The sequence below is a fragment of the Flavobacterium sp. genome (assembly GCF_040382755.1).
Lineage (GTDB): Bacteria > Bacteroidota > Bacteroidia > Flavobacteriales > Flavobacteriaceae > Flavobacterium.
The window spans coordinates 13,298-30,906 of sequence record NZ_JBEIET010000014.1 but is presented as its reverse complement, the minus strand read 5'-3'; the positions used below and the strand labels follow the sequence as shown (position 1 = coordinate 30,906).

At 29.7% G+C, this 17,609-nt stretch carries 17 protein-coding genes and 2 tRNA genes; 6 read left to right on the top strand and 13 right to left on the bottom strand.

Annotated elements, in window-relative coordinates; genetic code table 11:
• On the bottom strand, positions 1-311 hold a 311-nt coding region (locus ABWO04_RS02890; protein WP_353077143.1), incomplete at its 3' end, for an RNA polymerase sigma factor.
• Positions 312-607: 296 nt separating this feature from the next.
• On the bottom strand, positions 608-1,588 hold the full coding sequence (locus ABWO04_RS02885) for a polyprenyl synthetase family protein (protein ID WP_353077142.1): 981 nt from the start codon (positions 1,586-1,588) through the stop codon (positions 608-610).
• Positions 1,589-1,690: 102 nt separating this feature from the next.
• On the opposite strand from ABWO04_RS02885, the gene ABWO04_RS02880 reads away from it, so the two are divergent.
• Positions 1,691-2,578 (top strand): hypothetical protein, encoded by an 888-nt coding sequence (locus ABWO04_RS02880; protein ID WP_353077140.1) that lies wholly within the window; start codon positions 1,691-1,693, stop codon positions 2,576-2,578.
• Positions 2,579-2,624: 46 nt separating this feature from the next.
• Here the strand turns inward: ABWO04_RS02880 and rlmN are convergent, their stop codons facing one another.
• Positions 2,625-3,665, bottom strand: coding sequence for a dual-specificity RNA methyltransferase RlmN (gene rlmN / locus ABWO04_RS02875; protein ID WP_353077138.1), 1,041 nt, complete (start codon positions 3,663-3,665; stop codon positions 2,625-2,627).
• A 218-nt stretch (positions 3,666-3,883) separates the two neighbouring features.
• Between rlmN and ABWO04_RS02870 the strand changes: the two genes are divergently transcribed.
• Entirely contained in the window at positions 3,884-4,525 is a 642-nt protein-coding gene (locus ABWO04_RS02870) for an O-methyltransferase (RefSeq protein WP_353077137.1), read from the top strand.
• On the opposite strand, the gene ABWO04_RS02865 is transcribed toward ABWO04_RS02870, so the two are convergent.
• The 7 genes from ABWO04_RS02865 to ABWO04_RS02835 all read right to left on the bottom strand — a co-directional run bounded on the left by ABWO04_RS02865 (position 4,509) and on the right by ABWO04_RS02835 (position 10,898).
• Entirely contained in the window at positions 4,509-5,567 is a 1,059-nt protein-coding gene (locus tag ABWO04_RS02865) for an acyltransferase family protein (protein WP_353077135.1), read from the bottom strand. The genes ABWO04_RS02870 and ABWO04_RS02865 overlap by 17 nt on opposite strands.
• Entirely contained in the window at positions 5,551-6,117 is a 567-nt protein-coding gene (locus ABWO04_RS02860) for a phosphatase PAP2 family protein (protein WP_353077134.1), read from the bottom strand. Before ABWO04_RS02860 ends, ABWO04_RS02865 begins: the two co-directional genes overlap by 17 nt.
• Positions 6,117-6,449: a Sec-independent protein translocase subunit TatA/TatB gene (locus ABWO04_RS02855; protein ID WP_291241244.1), complete on the bottom strand. Its 333-nt coding sequence runs from the start codon at positions 6,447-6,449 to the stop codon at positions 6,117-6,119. Before ABWO04_RS02855 ends, ABWO04_RS02860 begins: the two co-directional genes overlap by 1 nt.
• Positions 6,450-6,613: 164 nt before the next feature.
• On the bottom strand, positions 6,614-8,887 hold the full coding sequence (locus ABWO04_RS02850; protein ID WP_353077132.1) for a M1 family metallopeptidase: 2,274 nt from the start codon (positions 8,885-8,887) through the stop codon (positions 6,614-6,616).
• Positions 8,888-8,889: 2 nt separating this feature from the next.
• A complete protein-coding gene (locus ABWO04_RS02845; RefSeq protein ID WP_353077130.1) occupies positions 8,890-9,393 on the bottom strand; it encodes a DUF6702 family protein in 504 nt (167 codons plus the stop codon).
• A complete protein-coding gene (locus ABWO04_RS02840; RefSeq protein WP_353077129.1) occupies positions 9,386-10,213 on the bottom strand; it encodes a hypothetical protein in 828 nt (275 codons plus the stop codon). The genes ABWO04_RS02845 and ABWO04_RS02840 overlap by 8 nt, the downstream gene beginning before the upstream one ends.
• Before the next feature lies 1 nt (position 10,214).
• Positions 10,215-10,898 carry a BamP family beta-assembly machinery protein gene (locus ABWO04_RS02835; protein ID WP_353077128.1) on the bottom strand — a complete coding sequence of 228 codons (684 nt, stop codon included), beginning with the start codon at positions 10,896-10,898 and terminating at the stop codon, positions 10,215-10,217.
• A 134-nt stretch (positions 10,899-11,032) separates the two neighbouring features.
• On the opposite strand from ABWO04_RS02835, the gene pepE reads away from it, so the two are divergent.
• Positions 11,033-11,740 carry a dipeptidase PepE gene (gene pepE / locus ABWO04_RS02830; RefSeq protein WP_353077126.1) on the top strand — a complete coding sequence of 236 codons (708 nt, stop codon included), beginning with the start codon at positions 11,033-11,035 and terminating at the stop codon, positions 11,738-11,740.
• A gap of 28 nt (positions 11,741-11,768) precedes the next feature.
• Here the strand turns inward: pepE and ABWO04_RS02825 are convergent.
• Together ABWO04_RS02825 and ABWO04_RS02820 are read right to left on the bottom strand one after the other, a co-directional pair.
• A tRNA-Gly gene (locus ABWO04_RS02825) sits at positions 11,769-11,841 on the bottom strand.
• Positions 11,842-11,873: 32 nt separating this feature from the next.
• Positions 11,874-11,946: transfer RNA gene (locus ABWO04_RS02820), tRNA-Gly, on the bottom strand.
• A 116-nt stretch (positions 11,947-12,062) separates the two neighbouring features.
• Here ABWO04_RS02820 and ABWO04_RS02815 point away from each other — a divergent pair.
• Entirely contained in the window at positions 12,063-12,512 is a 450-nt protein-coding gene (locus ABWO04_RS02815; protein WP_353077124.1) for a GNAT family N-acetyltransferase, read from the top strand.
• Positions 12,513-12,582: 70 nt separating this feature from the next.
• Complete coding sequence (locus ABWO04_RS02810) at positions 12,583-14,181, top strand: L,D-transpeptidase family protein (RefSeq protein ID WP_353077122.1); 1,599 nt, start codon at positions 12,583-12,585, stop codon at positions 14,179-14,181.
• Here the strand turns inward: ABWO04_RS02810 and ABWO04_RS02805 are convergent.
• Positions 14,170-14,919 (bottom strand): murein L,D-transpeptidase catalytic domain family protein, encoded by a 750-nt coding sequence (locus tag ABWO04_RS02805; protein ID WP_353077121.1) that lies wholly within the window; start codon positions 14,917-14,919, stop codon positions 14,170-14,172. The genes ABWO04_RS02810 and ABWO04_RS02805 overlap by 12 nt on opposite strands.
• Positions 14,920-15,158: 239 nt before the next feature.
• Here ABWO04_RS02805 and ABWO04_RS02800 point away from each other — a divergent pair, with 239 nt between their 5' ends.
• A complete protein-coding gene (locus tag ABWO04_RS02800; protein ID WP_353077119.1) occupies positions 15,159-17,600 on the top strand; it encodes a DUF5916 domain-containing protein in 2,442 nt (813 codons plus the stop codon).
• Positions 17,601-17,609: the final 9 nt, after the last annotated feature.

Genomic DNA, 17,609 nt, shown 5'->3' with positions numbered 1-17,609 from the left:
TCTTCAATGTTTTTATGATTAAAACTGTTTTTCTTTACTCGTAAATAATCGATACATTCATGAATCATGATACGTTTTATCCAACCTTCAAAACTGCCTTTGTGTTCAAATTTCTTCAAACTGGTAAACATTTTCATAAAACCCGTAATCATAACATCTTCTGCATGATGCGTGTCTTTTATATACTGTCTGCAAGTACTAAACATTTTAGAAGCATATTTGGTGTACAACAAATGTTGTGCTTGGCGATTATTAGCAATCGCTTCACGTATTAGTTGTGCTTCTTCTTTATGCAATGCGATTACTTTCATATTTCATTGACAATATCAATATCAAAAATCAAATTTTAATGCTTCTATCAGTAAAGACGATTATTGTTTTTAATTGGTTGTATCTTTTTTTAAAAATTTTTAAAAATCAAATTTTAAGCGCTTCTATTACTATAGACGAGAATGATTTAAAAAAGGTTGTATCTTTATTAAAATCCCAAAATAAAAATTCCAAATTCCAATTTTGCTTTTATTTGTTAATACAATTATTGTTTTAATATGGTTGTATCAAGTAAAAAATTCACTGATTACTAATAACTGAACACTGCAAACTAGAATTATATCTTTCTATCAATAACGTAGTTTACCATTAAAACAAGGGAATCTTTATATATAGATTCAGGAAAATCTTTAATAAGTACTAAAGCTTCTTGTTGAAATTGTATCATTTTATGTTCGGCATAAGATAAACCTCCCTGATTTTTTACGAAGGCAATTACTTCTTTTACTCTTTTTTTATCTTTATTGTGATTTTTTATGGAATTAATCACCCAACTTTTTTCTTTTGAAGAACAGTTATTTAGTGTGTAAATAAGTGGTAAAGTCATTTTTTGTTCTTTGATGTCAATGCCTGTTGGTTTTCCAATAGCCTCTTCAGTGTAATCAAACAAATCATCTTTTATTTGAAATGCCATTCCGATTAATTCACCAAATTTTCGCATTTTTTCAATTGTTTTCGATTTATCTGGCGCAACTGCACAAGCACCAAGCGAACAACAAGCAGCTATTAGTGTGGCTGTTTTTTGTCGAATAATTTCGTAATAAATGTCTTCCGTAATGTCTAATTTTCTGGCTTTTTCTATTTGAAGTAATTCGCCTTCACTCATTTCTCTTACGGCTACAGAAATTATTTTTAGTAAGTCAAAATCGTTATTATCTATTGAAAGTAGTAGTCCTTTAGAAAGTAAAAAATCACCAACTAAAACAGCAATTTTATTTTTCCAAAGCGCGTTTATGGAGAAAAATCCGCGTCTTTTATTGCTGTCGTCTACTACATCGTCATGCACTAAAGTGGCTGTGTGAATAAGTTCAATAACCGATGCACCTCTATATGTTCTGTCATTTACCGTGCCACCAGAAATCATTTTTGCTGTTAAGAACACAAACATTGGTCGCATTTGTTTCCCTTTTCGGTTGACAATATAATGCGTAATACGATTTAACAAGGCGACTTTAGAAGACATAGCCAATTGAAACTTTTTCTCGAAAAGTTCCATCTCGTAGGCTATGGGTTCTTTTATTTGCTCGGTTATTTTCATTTCCTCAAAGATACTACACATTAAAGGATTAGAAAAATATTTTTTATATTAAACCTTTTTGATATTTTTGAGTCTAATTAACTGAACATTAAATTTTTTAAGATGAAAAAAATAGCAAAATTTTTATTTCCAATCTTAGTATTAGTTGCTTTTTCTGCTTGTGAAAAAGAGAATGAAACGACACCAGAAACGCTTACTTCAGATGACGCTTTAGTAAATGCGAAAATTGATATGGCAAGTGATGACATTTCAAATATTGCAGATCAATTATTTGACAATGTTGATGGAAGTACTATTTCTTATAGAGGTATAAACAATGACAATTCTGTGTTTTCAAATTGTGCTACAATTACAAGAGTGCCAGCTTTTGGTACGGTTATTACTCCAGGAACTCAAGTAACAAAAACCATTGATTTTGGAACAACAGGATGTCAGTTGAATAATGGGAACATAGTGAAAGGTAAAATTATTATTAGTTTCGTTCATCAACCAACAGCGGTTTCTCATACAGTAACTTATACATTTGATAATTTTTATCATAACAATATTAAATTTGTTGGAACAAAAACATTTACTCGTTCTTTAACCGCTGCTACAGCAACATCTGCACCACATCCTATTGTAGTTATGTTATTGGATATGACTATTACGATGCCAAACGGAGACGTTTATACGCGTGTAGGAACAAGAACAAGAGAATTAGTGGAAGGATTTAGTACAACTCAAATTTTCGCAGATAATATTTATAGAATCACAGGAAACTGGACTACTACACATCCAAACGGAACCGTGCAAACGGCAACAATTACAACGCCGTTAAGAGCCAGAATGAGTTGTTTAGCAGTAAATAAGCCATTATTGGTTTTTGGAGTTATTACTTTTGTTAAAAATGGAGTAACCGCTACTTTAGATTACGGAAATGGAGATTGTGATAATACAGCCGTTTTTACAATAAACGGAGTCTCTTATACAATTATAATTGGGAATTAATTATAAATTTAATATAAATAAAAAGAGAAGCATTGCTTCTCTTTTTTTATGATTTATTAGCTAATTGTCCGCAAGCGGCATCGATATCTTTTCCTCTGCTTTTTCTTACTTTTACTACAATATTGTTTTTTTCTAAAGCAGAAATATAGTCTTTTGTAGCTTGTTCGCTGGCTTGTTGGAAATCGCCATTATCAATAGCGTTGTATTCAATTAAGTTGACTTTACAAGGCACATATTTGCAAAACTTCACTAAAGCATCAATAGAGGCTTTGTCGTCATTAATTCCTTTCCAAACTACATATTCATAGGTGATTTTGCTTTTTGTTTTGGCGTACCAATATTCTAATGATTCACGTAATTCGGTTAATGGAAAACTTTTAGTAAACGGCATAATTTCGTTTCGAGTGGCTTCAATTGCAGAGTGCAAAGAAACGGCTAAATTAAATTTTACAGCATCATCAGCCATTTTTTTAATCATTTTCGAAACTCCAGAAGTAGAAACGGTAATTCGCTTTGGCGACATCCCTAAACCTTCGTTTGATGTAATCATGTCAATCGCTTTCATTACGTTTGGGTAATTCATTAAAGGTTCACCCATTCCCATAAAAACAATATTTGAAAGCGGTCTGTCGTAATACAGTTTACTTTCATTATCTATAGCTACTACTTGGTCGTAAATTTCACCAGGTGTTAAATTTCTCATTCTCTTTAATCTTGCAGTAGCGCAAAAATTGCAATCTAAACTACATCCTACCTGACTCGATACACAAGCAGTTGTTCTCGTTTTGGTTGGAATAAGGACGCTTTCAACAATTAAATCATCGTGTAAACGCACCGCATTTTTTACGGTTCCGTCTTCACTTCGCTGCATCGTATCCACTTTTACGTGATTAATAACGAAATTGGCTTCTAACATAGCGCGCGTTTCTTTAGAAACATTGGTCATACTTTCAAATGAATGTGCGCTTTTGCTCCATAACCATTCGTAAATTTGATTGCCACGAAACGCTTTATCGCCATTAGTAACAAAGAAATCTCGTAATTGCTCTTTAGATAAAGCGCGTATGTCTTTTTTTTCTGCTTGCATACGGCAAAAGTACAAAAAGCAATGGCAATATCAATGATAATGTCAAAATTCAAAATTTAGTTTTTATTTGATACGATTTTATTTTCAATGTTATAATTTCTTAATTATCATTTCTTTTTGATATTGTCATTTTTTTTGCCATTATCATTGCCATTGTTTTTTGATATTGTCATTGCCATCGCTTTTTGTACTTTTGTACTTTGAAATTTAAAACAGTTATGCACTTTATATCAGAAGATTTAGAAAATTACGTAGCCAATCATTCGCAACAAGAACCAGAATTATTGGTGCAATTGAATAAAGAAACCCACCAGAAAATTTTACAACCACGAATGCTAAGCGGCCATTTTCAAGGTAGGGTTTTGAGTATGTTATCTAAAATAATACATCCTAAATCTGTTTTAGAAATTGGAACCTATACAGGTTATGCTGCTTTATGTTTGGCAGAAGGTTTACAAGAAAACGGTACATTAGATACCATTGATATAAATGAAGAATTGGAAGAAATTCAAAAAAAATATTTTGATTTATCTGACTATTCCAATCAAATTGAGCAACATATTGGTGATGCGATTGAAATTATTCCAACTTTGAATAAAAAATTTGATTTGGTTTTTATAGATGCAGACAAAGAAAATTACATTAATTATTTTCATTTAATTGTGCCTTTGATGAATAAGGGTGGTATAATTTTATCTGACAACGTATTGTGGAGCGGTAAAGTTTTAGAAGAAGTAAAAGCAAACGACAAAAGCACACAAATACTATTAGATTATAATAAAATTATTAATGAAGATTCTCGTGTAGAAACGGTTTTATTGCCAATCCGAGATGGCTTGACGGTTACTCGTGTGTTGTAGGTTTTTTGAATTTCAAAAAATACGATTCATAATATTTATAAGATAAATGAGCCATAATTATGGTCAAAAGAATAATTAAAAAAGTATAACTAAAAATATACAGATATTCAGGTATTTTGTTTTCAATTTGCAACTTTATATATACCAAACCTACTATTTGCATTGCAATTGCATGAAACATATAAATACCATAAGATATTGTGCCTAAATATTTTAAAGTTCGATTTTCTAATATAAAAATTGGTTTTTTTGAAAGAACTGTTATAAATAAACCAAACAATATCATACTAAATACATAATATTGATTTTCGCTAAGGTTGTTTTTAAACAAATTACTTGAAAAATATATTATTGTTATTAAATAAATTAAATTAGAAAATAATTTATTAAAATATGTTTTTTCAAAATAGACAGAACAAAACCCACTAAATGTAAAAAAGAAAAAATACATTTTATATTCTGTCATTAAAGGATATATATTACTTATAAAAAGAAGTAGATAAACTACAGTCAATAACATTAAAGTAGTTTTTAGTTTTGATTTTGGTAAGAAATAAAACAATGGCGCAATTACTATGTAAAATTGTTCTTCAATTCCTATTGACCATAGTATTTCTAAAATTCCACCAGGCGAATACGTTAAAAAAATATTTGAAAAAAATGTTACTGAAAGTAATATTCCTTCTAAAATATTATATGAATTTTCGAATTGAAAACCCAACTTCGGTAAAATAATTTGGTAATGAATAAAGCCGAATATTAATACTAAGTAGTAAAGTGGAAATATTCTATATATTCTATTTAGAAAAAACCTTTTCAAATTAATAGAATTTGTTTTTATTTTTTCATTGAATAATTGACGAATTATTAAAAATCCACTTAGCGAAAAAAACATCCAAACACTTTCATTTCCTCTTAAAAATAGAGAATAATCATTAAAATAAGGTAAGTTTCTATTTCCGAAAAATTCAGGCGTGTGAAAAAGCACAACAAGTAACGCTAAAATAAACCGTAAAGAAGTTAAATTAGGTATTTGACGCATATTTTTTTACAATTTTATTGTATATTTTATAGAAGACAATACCTGTAAAGCCTCCAAAAACATATCCTGAAATAATATCTAAAGGAAAGTGTAGTCCTAAATAAATTCTACTGTAGGCGAAAATTAAAGGATACAGAAAAATCAAGTAGCTGTATTTGTAATATCTTCTTAGAATTAAGTATACAAACATCATAGAAGCTGTTGAATTTGATGCGTGTCCAGAAAAATAACTAAAGGTGTCGCTGTCTTTCACAACTCTTATTAAGCCAGCTAATGTATCATCATTACAAGGTCGAATGCGTTGTACTGAAAATTTAATAACATCGGTAATTTCATTAGTAAACGTAATTAATGCAGCAACTGTTAGTATGGCTATTCCCAGTTTTTTAGTTCCTAATTTTTTATATAAAATAAAGAGTAAAATTAAAAAAAACGGAATCCAATTTAATTGTTTGGTAACTAATAACCATATTTCATCAAATGGTTTAGAACCTAAATTATTAAGAAATATAAATAATTTTTTATCTAAATGTATTACGTAATCCAGCATTACATTTGACGTTTTATAGGTCCTGTAGCGTTTTCAATATCTTCTTTTATTTCGGTAATGGGATTTGTAAATTCAGTTGGACTAATTGCTTTTGTCATACTTTCTTTTGCACTTGCAATTTCATCGGATATACCACCTGTTAAACTTCGCATATCTAAACCATTATCTTCAGCACCTTTTTGAATTTCGTGCTTAATTTCGTTGGTAGCGTTTTTTAATTGTGCCATTCCTTTACCCAATGCTCTTGCAATTTCTGGAATTTTATCTGATCCAAAAAGCATTAGAATTACAATTAAAATAAAAAATATTTCGCCTCCGCCAATACCAAACATAGTTTTGTGTTTTATGAATTACAAATGTAGTAAAACTTAGTGTTTTTTTAGTTAAAAATTAAAAACCATTAAGAAATTAAGTTTCATTAAGTCTATAACAATCTTAATTATCTTACTACCTTAATGGTTTAAAAGAATTTCCAATCTGTTTATTTCTAAATAGTTTATTTCTTTTCTATTTGTTCAAATTTATCCACAACGGCTTCTTTTGGCCAAGTATTATTGGTTACATCAATATCAGCTGTTTCTAATTTTGGATCCAATTGAATTTTAACTACTTTTTTTTCTGTTGCAAAAACACGTTTTGCAGTAGTATTGTTTCTTCTCCAAATTTGAACCGGAAATTTATGTGTTTCTGAAGTACCGTCTTCAAATTGTAATTCGGCGATAATTGGCATCATTAAACTTCCAGGTTTGTCAAACTCTACTTCGTAAAAATATTTTGGATTTTTTAAAGCCGCTTTTTCTTCAGCACTGTAATTTTTGTTTAAATACTCATTTAAAGCCATTACTTTTTCTGTTTCAAGCGCTGTTTTTGATTCTGGCTTTAATTCCGAACTTTCACTATTAACCAAATAAATCATTGGTCCACTGTTAGGCATTCTTCTACCTCTTCTGTTTACGGCAGCAGCAGCTTCTTTAGTAGCATCTTCAGTTACATAAAATTGTTTTACATTTTTGATACCTAAATCTACCACATCAGTAGAGTAGAACCAGCCTTTCCAAAACCAATCTAAATCAACTGCAGACGCATCTTCCATCGTTCTAAAAAAGTCTTCTGGTGTAGGATGTTTAAATTTCCAACGGTTAGCATACGTTTTAAATGCGTGGTCAAATAATTCGTGTCCCATAATCGTTTCACGTAAAATATTTAAACCTGTTGCAGGTTTTCCGTAAGCATTTGCACCAAAATTGTACACCACATCTCCGTGGCTCATAATTGGTTCTAAAAACTGTTGGTTTCCTTTCATATAAGGCACTATTGATTTTGCTGGACCTCTATCTGCTGGGAAATTTTTATCAAATTCTTGTTCGGTTAAATATTCTAAAAATGTATTTAAACCTTCGTCCATCCAAGTCCATTGTCTTTCGTCAGAATTTACAATCATTGGAAAGAAATTATGTCCTACTTCGTGAATAATAACCCCTAACATTCCGTATTTTACTCGGTCGCTAATTTTTCCATTTTCATCTGGACGACCATAATTCCAACAAATCATTGGGTATTCCATTCCTTGATCTTCAGCAGAAACTGAAATTGCTTTTGGATAAGGATATTCGAATGTATATTTTGAATAGGTTTTCAATGTGTGCGCTACAGCTTTTGTAGATAAGTTTTCCCAAAGCGGATTGGCTTCTTTTGGATACATAGAAATGGCCATTGGTTTGCTATTTCCAACTTGAACCGCCATCGCATCTAAAATAAATTTACGAGAAGTTGAGAATGCAAAATCTCTTACATTTTCAGCTTTTAAATGCCACGTTTTTTTAGTAGTTGCGAAGCTTTTTTCTGCAGCAGTTGCTTCCGCTTGAGTAACAATTATAACTGGCTTATCAAAAGAATTTTCGGCTAATTGCCATCTTTTTTCTTGTTCTGCAGTATAGACTTCACTTCTGTTTTGTAAAACACCAGTTCCATCTAAAATATGATCTGCTGGAACGGTAATTTTAACATCGTAATTTCCAAAAGTTAAAGCAAATTCACTTCTTCCCCAAAATTGCATATTTTGCCAACCTTCAACATCGTTATACACACACATTCTTGGGTAAAATTGAGCAATTACATAAATTTTATTTCCATCAGGAAACACTTCATATCCAGAACGACCATTTCCGCCATCTTTCATATAATCGTTAATATTATACCACCATTTGATTGAAAAAACTACTTTTTCCCCTTTTTTAAGTGGCTTTGGCAAATCAATACGCATCATAGTATTGTTAACGGTATATTTCATTCCGTTGCCTTTTTCATCTTTCACGTATTCTAAGTTAAAACCACCATCAAAACCTTTACCCATATATGTTTTGGTGAAGTTTTCTACAGATGTTGCTTGTGGCATTGTTTGAGAATCAATTAAAGGTGTTTGTGAATCTCTTCTGGCGATGTTTTGATCCAATTGCACCCATAAATAATCTAAAGATTCTGGAGCGTTATTATAATACGTAACGGTTTCGCTACCATACATTCTGGAAAGTTTGTCGTCTAATTCTAAATTAATTTTATAATCTGCACGTTGTTGGTAATAGGCAGGACCTGGTGCACCAGAAGCCGTACGAAACATATTAGGCGTCGCCATTTCGGCATACATTTGACTAAATTTATTAATGTCGGTATGTCCTTGAGGTTCTTTTTTAGTTTCTTCTTTTTTGACCTCTTGTGCGAAAGCAATAAATGACGCAAAAATTAAGAATACAATTAGATGTAGTTTTTTCATAATTATTTATATTTCAGTTTTTGGTTGGTTTCTGTATTAGTAAACAAAAGTGTTTTTTTGTTACTATTTAAGTTCAAATGTACTAAATTTTGTTGTTCTTTAAAAATATCGGATAAAACGGTATTGGTAATTTCAAAATCTTTAATGTTGTCTTTAAAAGGAATTTTCAAATAGCAAATTACAATATTATCTTCTTGTTCTTTGGTTAAAAATTGTAGTGATTGACTTTTATTATTGAGTTTAATTTTTAATTTTTCGGATAAATAATCAGCAATTAAAGTATTTGCTTCTGCAATTTCATCTTTTGTAGTGATGTAAATATGTTTGTTGTGTTTTTTATATAATGCCTTTTCTAAATCATCAATAAATAGTCGTGCTGTAATTTGAACCGCTTTTTTTTCTTTAAAATAATCTATCTGAAAAACCCCAACATAAAACTTATGCAAAGTAAAAGCACTCAAAAATGAAAATAATATTACCAGTAAGCTTAACTTTATTTTATTCATTTTTTTTAGGTTCTATTTCAGTTTCTGGTACAGAATTTTCTTCTGTACTTTTTTCTGGTTCAACTGGTTTTGGATAATAGGGTTGTAAATTTTTCAATTTCAAAAAATCAACAGCAAGCGCGCTCATTCGAAAAGCAATTAGCGTTTTGTTTTTTGCTTTAGCCGCGTTTTTTAATTCTTCATCTTCTACAATATAAAAAACAAATCCTTGTACATATTCTTCAGGAATGTGTAATTGATTCATAATGTATTCGGAATCAAAGTTACTATTTATTTTATATTGTAAAAATTCTTTTCGTTCTACTTCTAATTCTGCTTTTAATTGTTTGGTTCTACCAGAAATAGCGTTTAATAAGGGATCAATACTAAAAGCAGTATTAAGACCAAACTGACCATTAAAATCACCTGCGGTTTTCAAACGTCTTTCTGCTGGTGTATATTTTTTTTGCCCTTTCGGAACCAATCCTAAAGATTCTGCAGTGATATCATCGGCATTCGTAACCATAATTTCTTTAATATGACGGGTATAAATGTCTAATTTTATAAAAAGTAAATCTTTGCCAAAATCTTTTTTTGTAATGATGTGTTTTTTGCCAACTAAGTGAATGGCGCTAAACATTATGGTGTCGTTTACTTTTGCTTTTATTTTAAAATAGCCGCCGTTTCCAGAAATTGTATTAATTTTGTTTGAAATATTTACAATTGTAATTCCTTCATTGTCGTCAGTTTCAACAATGATTTTTCCCTTAATTATAGAATCGTTTTGCGAGACTACAAATTGAGATAGTAATAGGAATAGTATTTGTAAGTAGTTTTTCAAATTATTTTGAGCTTTCAGTTTTTATAGTTTTTAAATATTCTACAGCTAAATCCGCTAATTTAAACATTTTAGTATATTTATCGTTGCCATTTAAAATTTCATACGATTTTTTATCTTCTCCAATATAATATAAAAATCCATCTATATAATTTTCGGGAATTTGTAATGTAGTTACAAAATAATCTTTCTCAAATTGATTTCTAATTTTTTCAATTAACATTTCTTTTTTCTCTATTTCAAGATTTCTTTTCAATTCTTTGTTATAACCTGTTATTAAATTAATTAACCCACCAATTGAAACTTTTCCAATTTCGCTTGATAAAATCCTTCTTTCCGCTACAGTATATCTTTTTTGCCCTTTTGGAACCAAACCTAAGCTTTCAGCAGTAATAACAGTTTGGTTTGTAATTAATATTTTTTCAATTAATTTTGATCGGGGTGTCATTTTTACAAATAATAAATTCTGACCAAAATCAGTTTGATTTATTTTTAATTTAATTACATCAAAGTGTAATGATGAAAATAATAAAGTGTCATTTACTTTTGCTTTTATTGTAAAATAGCCGCCGTTTCCAGAAATTGTATTAATTTTGTTTGAAATATTTACAATAGTTACTCCGTCATTGAAATTGGTATCTACAATGATTTTCCCCTTAATTATAGAATCGTTTTGTGAGATAACCATTTGGGAGAGAAAAAGTAAAAATATTTGTATATATTTTTTAATAGTAAACAGAATTAATTTTCTGTAAAAATAATAGAACAAAATTACAATCGATATAAAATTTTGTTAAGAATAAAGTAAATTTATTATAATATATGAAAAAGGCGCTTATTGCAAGTACATCAACTGTTTTTGGAGGTACTTTTTTAGATTATTTATTACCAACTTTAACAGAACATTTTGCATCTGTTTCAAATTTAATATTTATCCCCTTTGCAAGACCAGGAGGAATTACTCACGATGAATATACAGAAAAAGTAAAACCGTTTTTTAAACAATTAAATATTGAAGTAAAAGGAATACATCAGTTTGAAAATCCGATTGAAGCGATACTAAACGCAGAAGCCATTTTTACTGGTGGAGGAAATACGTTTGTTTTAGTAGATATGTTGTACAAGTATAATCTATTAGATGCCATTCAGAAAGTGGTTGAAAACGGAACGCCTTATTTAGGAACAAGTGCAGGAAGTAATATTTGTGGTTTAACTATGAATACTACTAATGATATGCCAATAGTTTATCCGCCGAGTTTTAGAACGTTAGGATTGGTTTCTTTTAATTTAAATCCGCATTATTTAGATCCAATAGAAGGTTCTCAACATATGGGAGAAACGAGAGAAACGAGAATAAAAGAATTTCATCAGTATAATCCGCAATCGGTTTTAGGATTAAGAGAAGGAAGTTGGTTAGAAGTATTAGGAAATAAAATTACATTAAAAGGTGATTTGCCTGCGCGACTTTTTCAGCAAGGAAAAGAACCAATCGAAATTGAAACAGGAACGGATTTAAGTAACTTAAAATAAAAAAGCCTCAAAAAAATTGAGGCTTTAGAGCGAAAGACGAGGGTCGAACTCGCGACATTCAGCTTGGAAGGCTGACGCTCTACCAACTGAGCTACTTTCGCATGGTAGAATTTTAAAATTCAATAAGTTTTAGAGCGAAAGACGAGGGTCGAACTCGCGACATTCAGCTTGGAAGGCTGACGCTCTACCAACTGAGCTACTTTCGCATTTTATTTTGGTGAGTGCAAATATAATATGAAAAACTGATTAATTGCAAGTTTTTTAATAAAAATAATAAAAATTTTAAATAGCACACTTGTAAATTATTAATTTATAATGCTTTATGAATAAAATTACGATTAATAATATCAATTATTTAGATACTTTTCCGGTTAGAAGTGCCGTCTTAAGACAAGGAAAACCTATTGAGACCTGCTTTTTTTTAGGTGATGATGCTGTTGGGACTACACATTTTGGTTTATATATTGAAAATAATATAATAGGAGTAGCTTCTGTTTTTACATCAAATAATGAAAATTTCGATATAAAAAATCAATTTCAATTGCGTGGAATGGCAATTTTAGAGGAGTACCAAAGTGCTGGTTTTGGAAAGTTATTGATTGAAGAGATTTTCAATTTTATTCAATTGCAAAAAACAGAATTACTTTGGTTTAACGCACGAGAAACTGCAGTGCCATTTTATGAAAAATTAGGATGTACTAAAAAAGGCGCTTCGTTTGAAATTCCTGAGATTGGTTCACATTTTTTAATGTATAAATGTTTTGATGTTTAATTTGGAATCATTTTTGCTTTTGAGTAATAATGCCAGTATTTTTTGGTAAATTTGAAAAATTTTTAATTGAATGAAAAAGTTTTTTCTATTCAGTGTAGTATTAATTATTGTTATTATTGTGTCTTTCAAACTCAGTAAGGATGATGAATTTGTTGTAAGTGAAGATTATTACGATACCATCAGAAAAATCACCATCCATGCCATTCCTGAAGATGTATTGTCGGATAAATCCGACAGTATTAAAAGTATTTATGCTGCATTTGGCAATCATGAAATATGGGTAGATGCGGAAAATAGAGAAGATTTAATCGTACAAATAGAAAAATCAAAACGAGAAGGATTAAACCCTCAAGATTTTAATATCAATAAAATATTTCAATTAGAAGTTAGGTTGGATTCGTTAACTTTAGATGAAAAATTAGCGTATGATATTTTATTAACTCAATCCTATGATAAACTTTGTAATCAGTATTATAGAGGAAAATTAAATCCTAATGATATATATGAAAATTGGGATTTGTTTGATAAACCACTTTCTATGGCAAACCATTTGAAAGCAGCTATTTCTTCAAAAAAAATAGCATCTTCAATAAAAAATTTATTACCAAATCATCCAATTTATAGTTCGTTAAAAGAGGCATTAGTTCTTATAGATAAAATGCCAGAAAGTAATTTCGATTCGTTAAAAAAAACGATAAAATTAAAATATAATGATACTTCAATTGAAGTTAAAGAAATTAAAAAGCGATTGGTATATTGGAATGATTTAGACGAAAATAATACAAATTACTCTACAATTTATGATCGTTCAATGTTTGAAGCCGTAAAAAAATTTCAAGCAAGACATGGTTTATTAGCAGATGGAGTTATTGGTTACGGTACCATTAAAGCATTAAATTATAATGTAGAAACACGACGTTCACAAATTTTAGCCAATTTAGAGCGTTGGCGTTGGTTTCCAAGAGATTTTGGTGAGCAATACTTATTAATTAATTTACCGGATTATTCTTTGCGGTTTATAAAAAACCAGGATACTTTAGCTACACATAAAATTGTTTGTGGAAAACCTAAAAGGATGACACCAATTTTAGATTCGAAGTTGTCTAATTTTGTTTTTAATCCGACTTGGACGGTTCCGCCAACAATAATTAAAGAAGATTTATCAGTAGAAGCGGCAGCAAATAGAAGTTATTTTACCAGAAATAGAATTCTAATTTATAATGCAAAAAACACTATTGTTTCTCCCTCAAATTGGAATCCAGATAAAGCAACAAGTTATAGATATGTTCAAAATCATGGATATAACAACTCATTAGGTGTAGTTAAATTTAATTTTCCTAATCATCACACCGTGTATTTACATGATACCAATCACAGAGATTATTTCGATTTGTCATTTAGGGCATTAAGTTCGGGGTGTGTTCGGGTACAAAATCCGGTAGATTTGGCTAAAAAAATTCTAATAAAACAAGATAATGAAAGATGGGCAAACGGAAATGAAATCGATACTATAATTAAAAAAAATAAATCACCTTATTACATAAAAATAAAAGAACCAACCTACGTACATTTATTATATTGGACAAGTTGGTTAAACGCTTCGGGTTTTCAATTTAGAGACGATATGTACGACTTAGATAAAAAATTGTACGATAAATTAAGAAACTAATTTAGATTTATTAACGTACATTCTTGTAGGATGATAAATAAATAGCACCGATTTATTTTTTATAGTATGAATTAATTTTGGAGCAATTGCTGTAGCTACTGCAGGACAACCTTGACTTCTGCCTAAGTACCCTTGTTTATTTGCTAATTTTTTAGAAACATATTCAGCGCCATGAATTACGACAGCTCTTTCTCTTGCTTTGTCGTTGAGCCCAAATTCTAAACCGTCTAATTTTAACGAAATACCATGTTTTCCAATATAGGTTTCACCGGTTAAATAAAAACCTAAACTACTTTTATTAGATTCATTTTGGTTAGAAAACGATTTTGCAAATTCTTTACCAGATTTTATACCGTGAGAAACTAATGTTTGTAAAATAACTTTTTTGTGAACCATATCAATTACCCACATTCTGTCTTTTGTAGAAGATAAAGAGAAATCAATAATTGTTAATATGTTGTTTTTAATTTTCCCTTGCGCTTCTAAAGCCGTGTAACCTTCAAATGCTTTTGTGAAAATTTCTAATTCGGGTAACGAAAATCCTTCAGGTTGAATTTCACAATATAATAATTCTGATTTTTCCTTAATATTGTCTGCCTCATTTTTTACCATAGCAATTGGTTTCACAACATTTGTTGTAAAGCTATTGATTTGAAAAGTTCTATTTACCAGATTTTCATTAACTGAAAAAAGCAACATGAAACCTAAAAAAATAAAAGGTAAAAATGTATAACGCATTGTATTTGTTGTTTTTTTTAAAACGAACACAGGCAAATATAATTGTAATTTTGAATAAAAAAAATAAATTAGTGTTTTTTAACGATATTTTTTAACGTTTTGTCGGTAATATGCTTTTTTATGTTTGAAGATTTTTGTTAAAATTAGTAGATATTAAAATTAATTTCAAAAATTAACATTTGATAATGAAACAAATTTGGCAATAGTTATACTAATCAATTTTATTACAAAATATTTTCATGAATCGTTTTCAAATTCTTAGTATACTTATCTTATTTCAATTTTCTTTTGCTCAAGAAATGGTAACATCAAATCCATTTTTGCCAGTAAACAATAAAAAGGAAATTATTACTATTAAAATAAAAAATCCTATTAAAATTGATGCATCACTAAATGAAGAGGATTGGAAAGATGTGCCAATAGCAAAAAACTTTGTTATGTTTAACCAAGAAAATGGAAAGCCAGAATTACCTGAACTTCGAACAGAAGTAAAAGTACTGTACGATGATGATGCCATTTATGTAGGAGCAATTTTATATGATAATGAACCTTCTAAAATTTTAAGAGAAATCTCAGAAAGAGATGATATTGGTGCAGCGGATTTTTTTGGAGTTTTTATCAATGGTTTCAATGATGGTCAGCAAGAATTTAGTTTTTTTGTAAGTGCTTCTGATGGACAAATGGATTTAGTAAGAACTACTGAGAATGAAGACACTTCATGGGATGCCATATGGGAAAGTAAAGCAAAAATTACAGATATTGGTTGGGTAGTTGAAATGAAAATTCCGTATGCCGCACTTCGTTTTTCTGAGGAAGAGAAACAAACTTGGGGTATTAACTTTTTTAGAGAATTGAGAAGAAACCGACAAATGTTTACTTGGAATCCTGTAGATAACAGAAAAGGATTTTTTACACAACAAGCTGGAATTTTAAAGGGAATTGAAAAAATTAATACACCAACACGTTTATTTTTGATACCCTATTCTTCTTTTTATTTAAATAGTTTTGGTAAAGATAAATCGTTCGGAACTTTAAAAGGCGGTTTAGATTTAAAATACGGATTAACCGATGCTTTTACATTAGATATGGTTTTGATTCCTGATTTTGGTCAAACCAGATTTGATGATAAGATTTTAAATCTAGGCCCTTTTGAACAAATATTTAACGAAAACAGACCTTTTTTTACAGAAGGAACCGATTTGTTTAATAAAGGAGGTTTGTTTTATTCCAGAAGAATTGGGCAACGCGCCAGTAAATACCCAGAAATTTCAGAAACAGAAGAAGTCATAGATTTTCCAAACACAATTGATTTAGTCAATGCCGTTAAAGTTTCAGGTCGAACGAAAGACGGATTGGGCGTTGGTTTTTTAAATACAGTCACTAAAAAAACCGATGTTGTTATTCGTGATGTAAATACTGGAAACACAAGGACAGAAACGGTTGAGCCTTTGGCCAATTATAATGTTTTGGTTTTAGATCAGCGTTTTAATGGAAATTCTTCTGTATCATTAATTAATACAAACGTCACTCGAAATGGGAATTTTAGAGACGCAAATGTTACAGCGACAACTTTCGATTTAAATACAAAAAAGAATACGTACAATTTAAACGGTGCCTTAAAATATAGTTATGTAAATAATTATGCCAATTTTCAGAACAAAAACGGAATTACGGCAAATTTAGGATTTGGAGAAACTTCTGGAAAAATTAGATTTTCGGTTTTTGGAGAATATGTTTCCAAAGACTATGATAATAATGATTTAGGGGTTAATTTTCAAACCAATTATTATTCTATTAGCGCTAATGCAAATTACAGACTGCTACAATCTACAGAAAAATTAAATTCATTTAGAATAAGTTTGAATTCCTTTGCGCAATTCGATAAAGCGACCAACTATCTGCAAGAGCAAAATTTTAATATTAATTTAAATTTAACCAATAAAAAAAATCATTCCGCAGGTATTGGAATCAATATAGATCCGTTTGAAAAATATAATTTTTATAATCCTCAAGCCCAAGGAAGATTTGTAATTTTCCCGAAAAATTATGGTATGTGGGGTTTTATTTCTACCAATTACAACAATAAATTTGCATTTGACATCAACCCAAATATTGGAATTACAGAAACAAAAGGTTGGTGGTATTGGGGAATTGATATAAGTCCGAGATATCGATTTAACGATAAATTATCCTTAATTTACAGGAATAACTTTAACAACGAATATCAAGACTTAGGTCGAGTTGATCAAGTAGGAAATGATATTATTTTCGCAAAAAGAGACAATCAAACTTTAGAAACGAGTTTAGAAGGAAAATATTCCATCACTGCAAATATGAATTTTGGATTAAAGCTAAGGCATTATTGGTCGTTTTCCGAAAATAATTCGTACTATAAATTATTAGAAAATGGTTATACTGAAGGGTATTCTTACACGGATAATGCCAACCAGAATTTAAATTTATGGAACTTTGATTTGTCTTATAGTTGGTGGTTTGCACCGGGTAGTCAAATGTCTTTTTTATACCGAAATACTTCTGGAATTTTTCAAAATACAATAGACAAGAATTTTGTTTATAATACTAAGAAAGTATTTAATCATGAAGATCTAAATCATACATTTTCTATCAGTATTCGATATTTCATAGATTACAATCAAGCCAAAAACGTATTCAAATCTTAAAACAATACT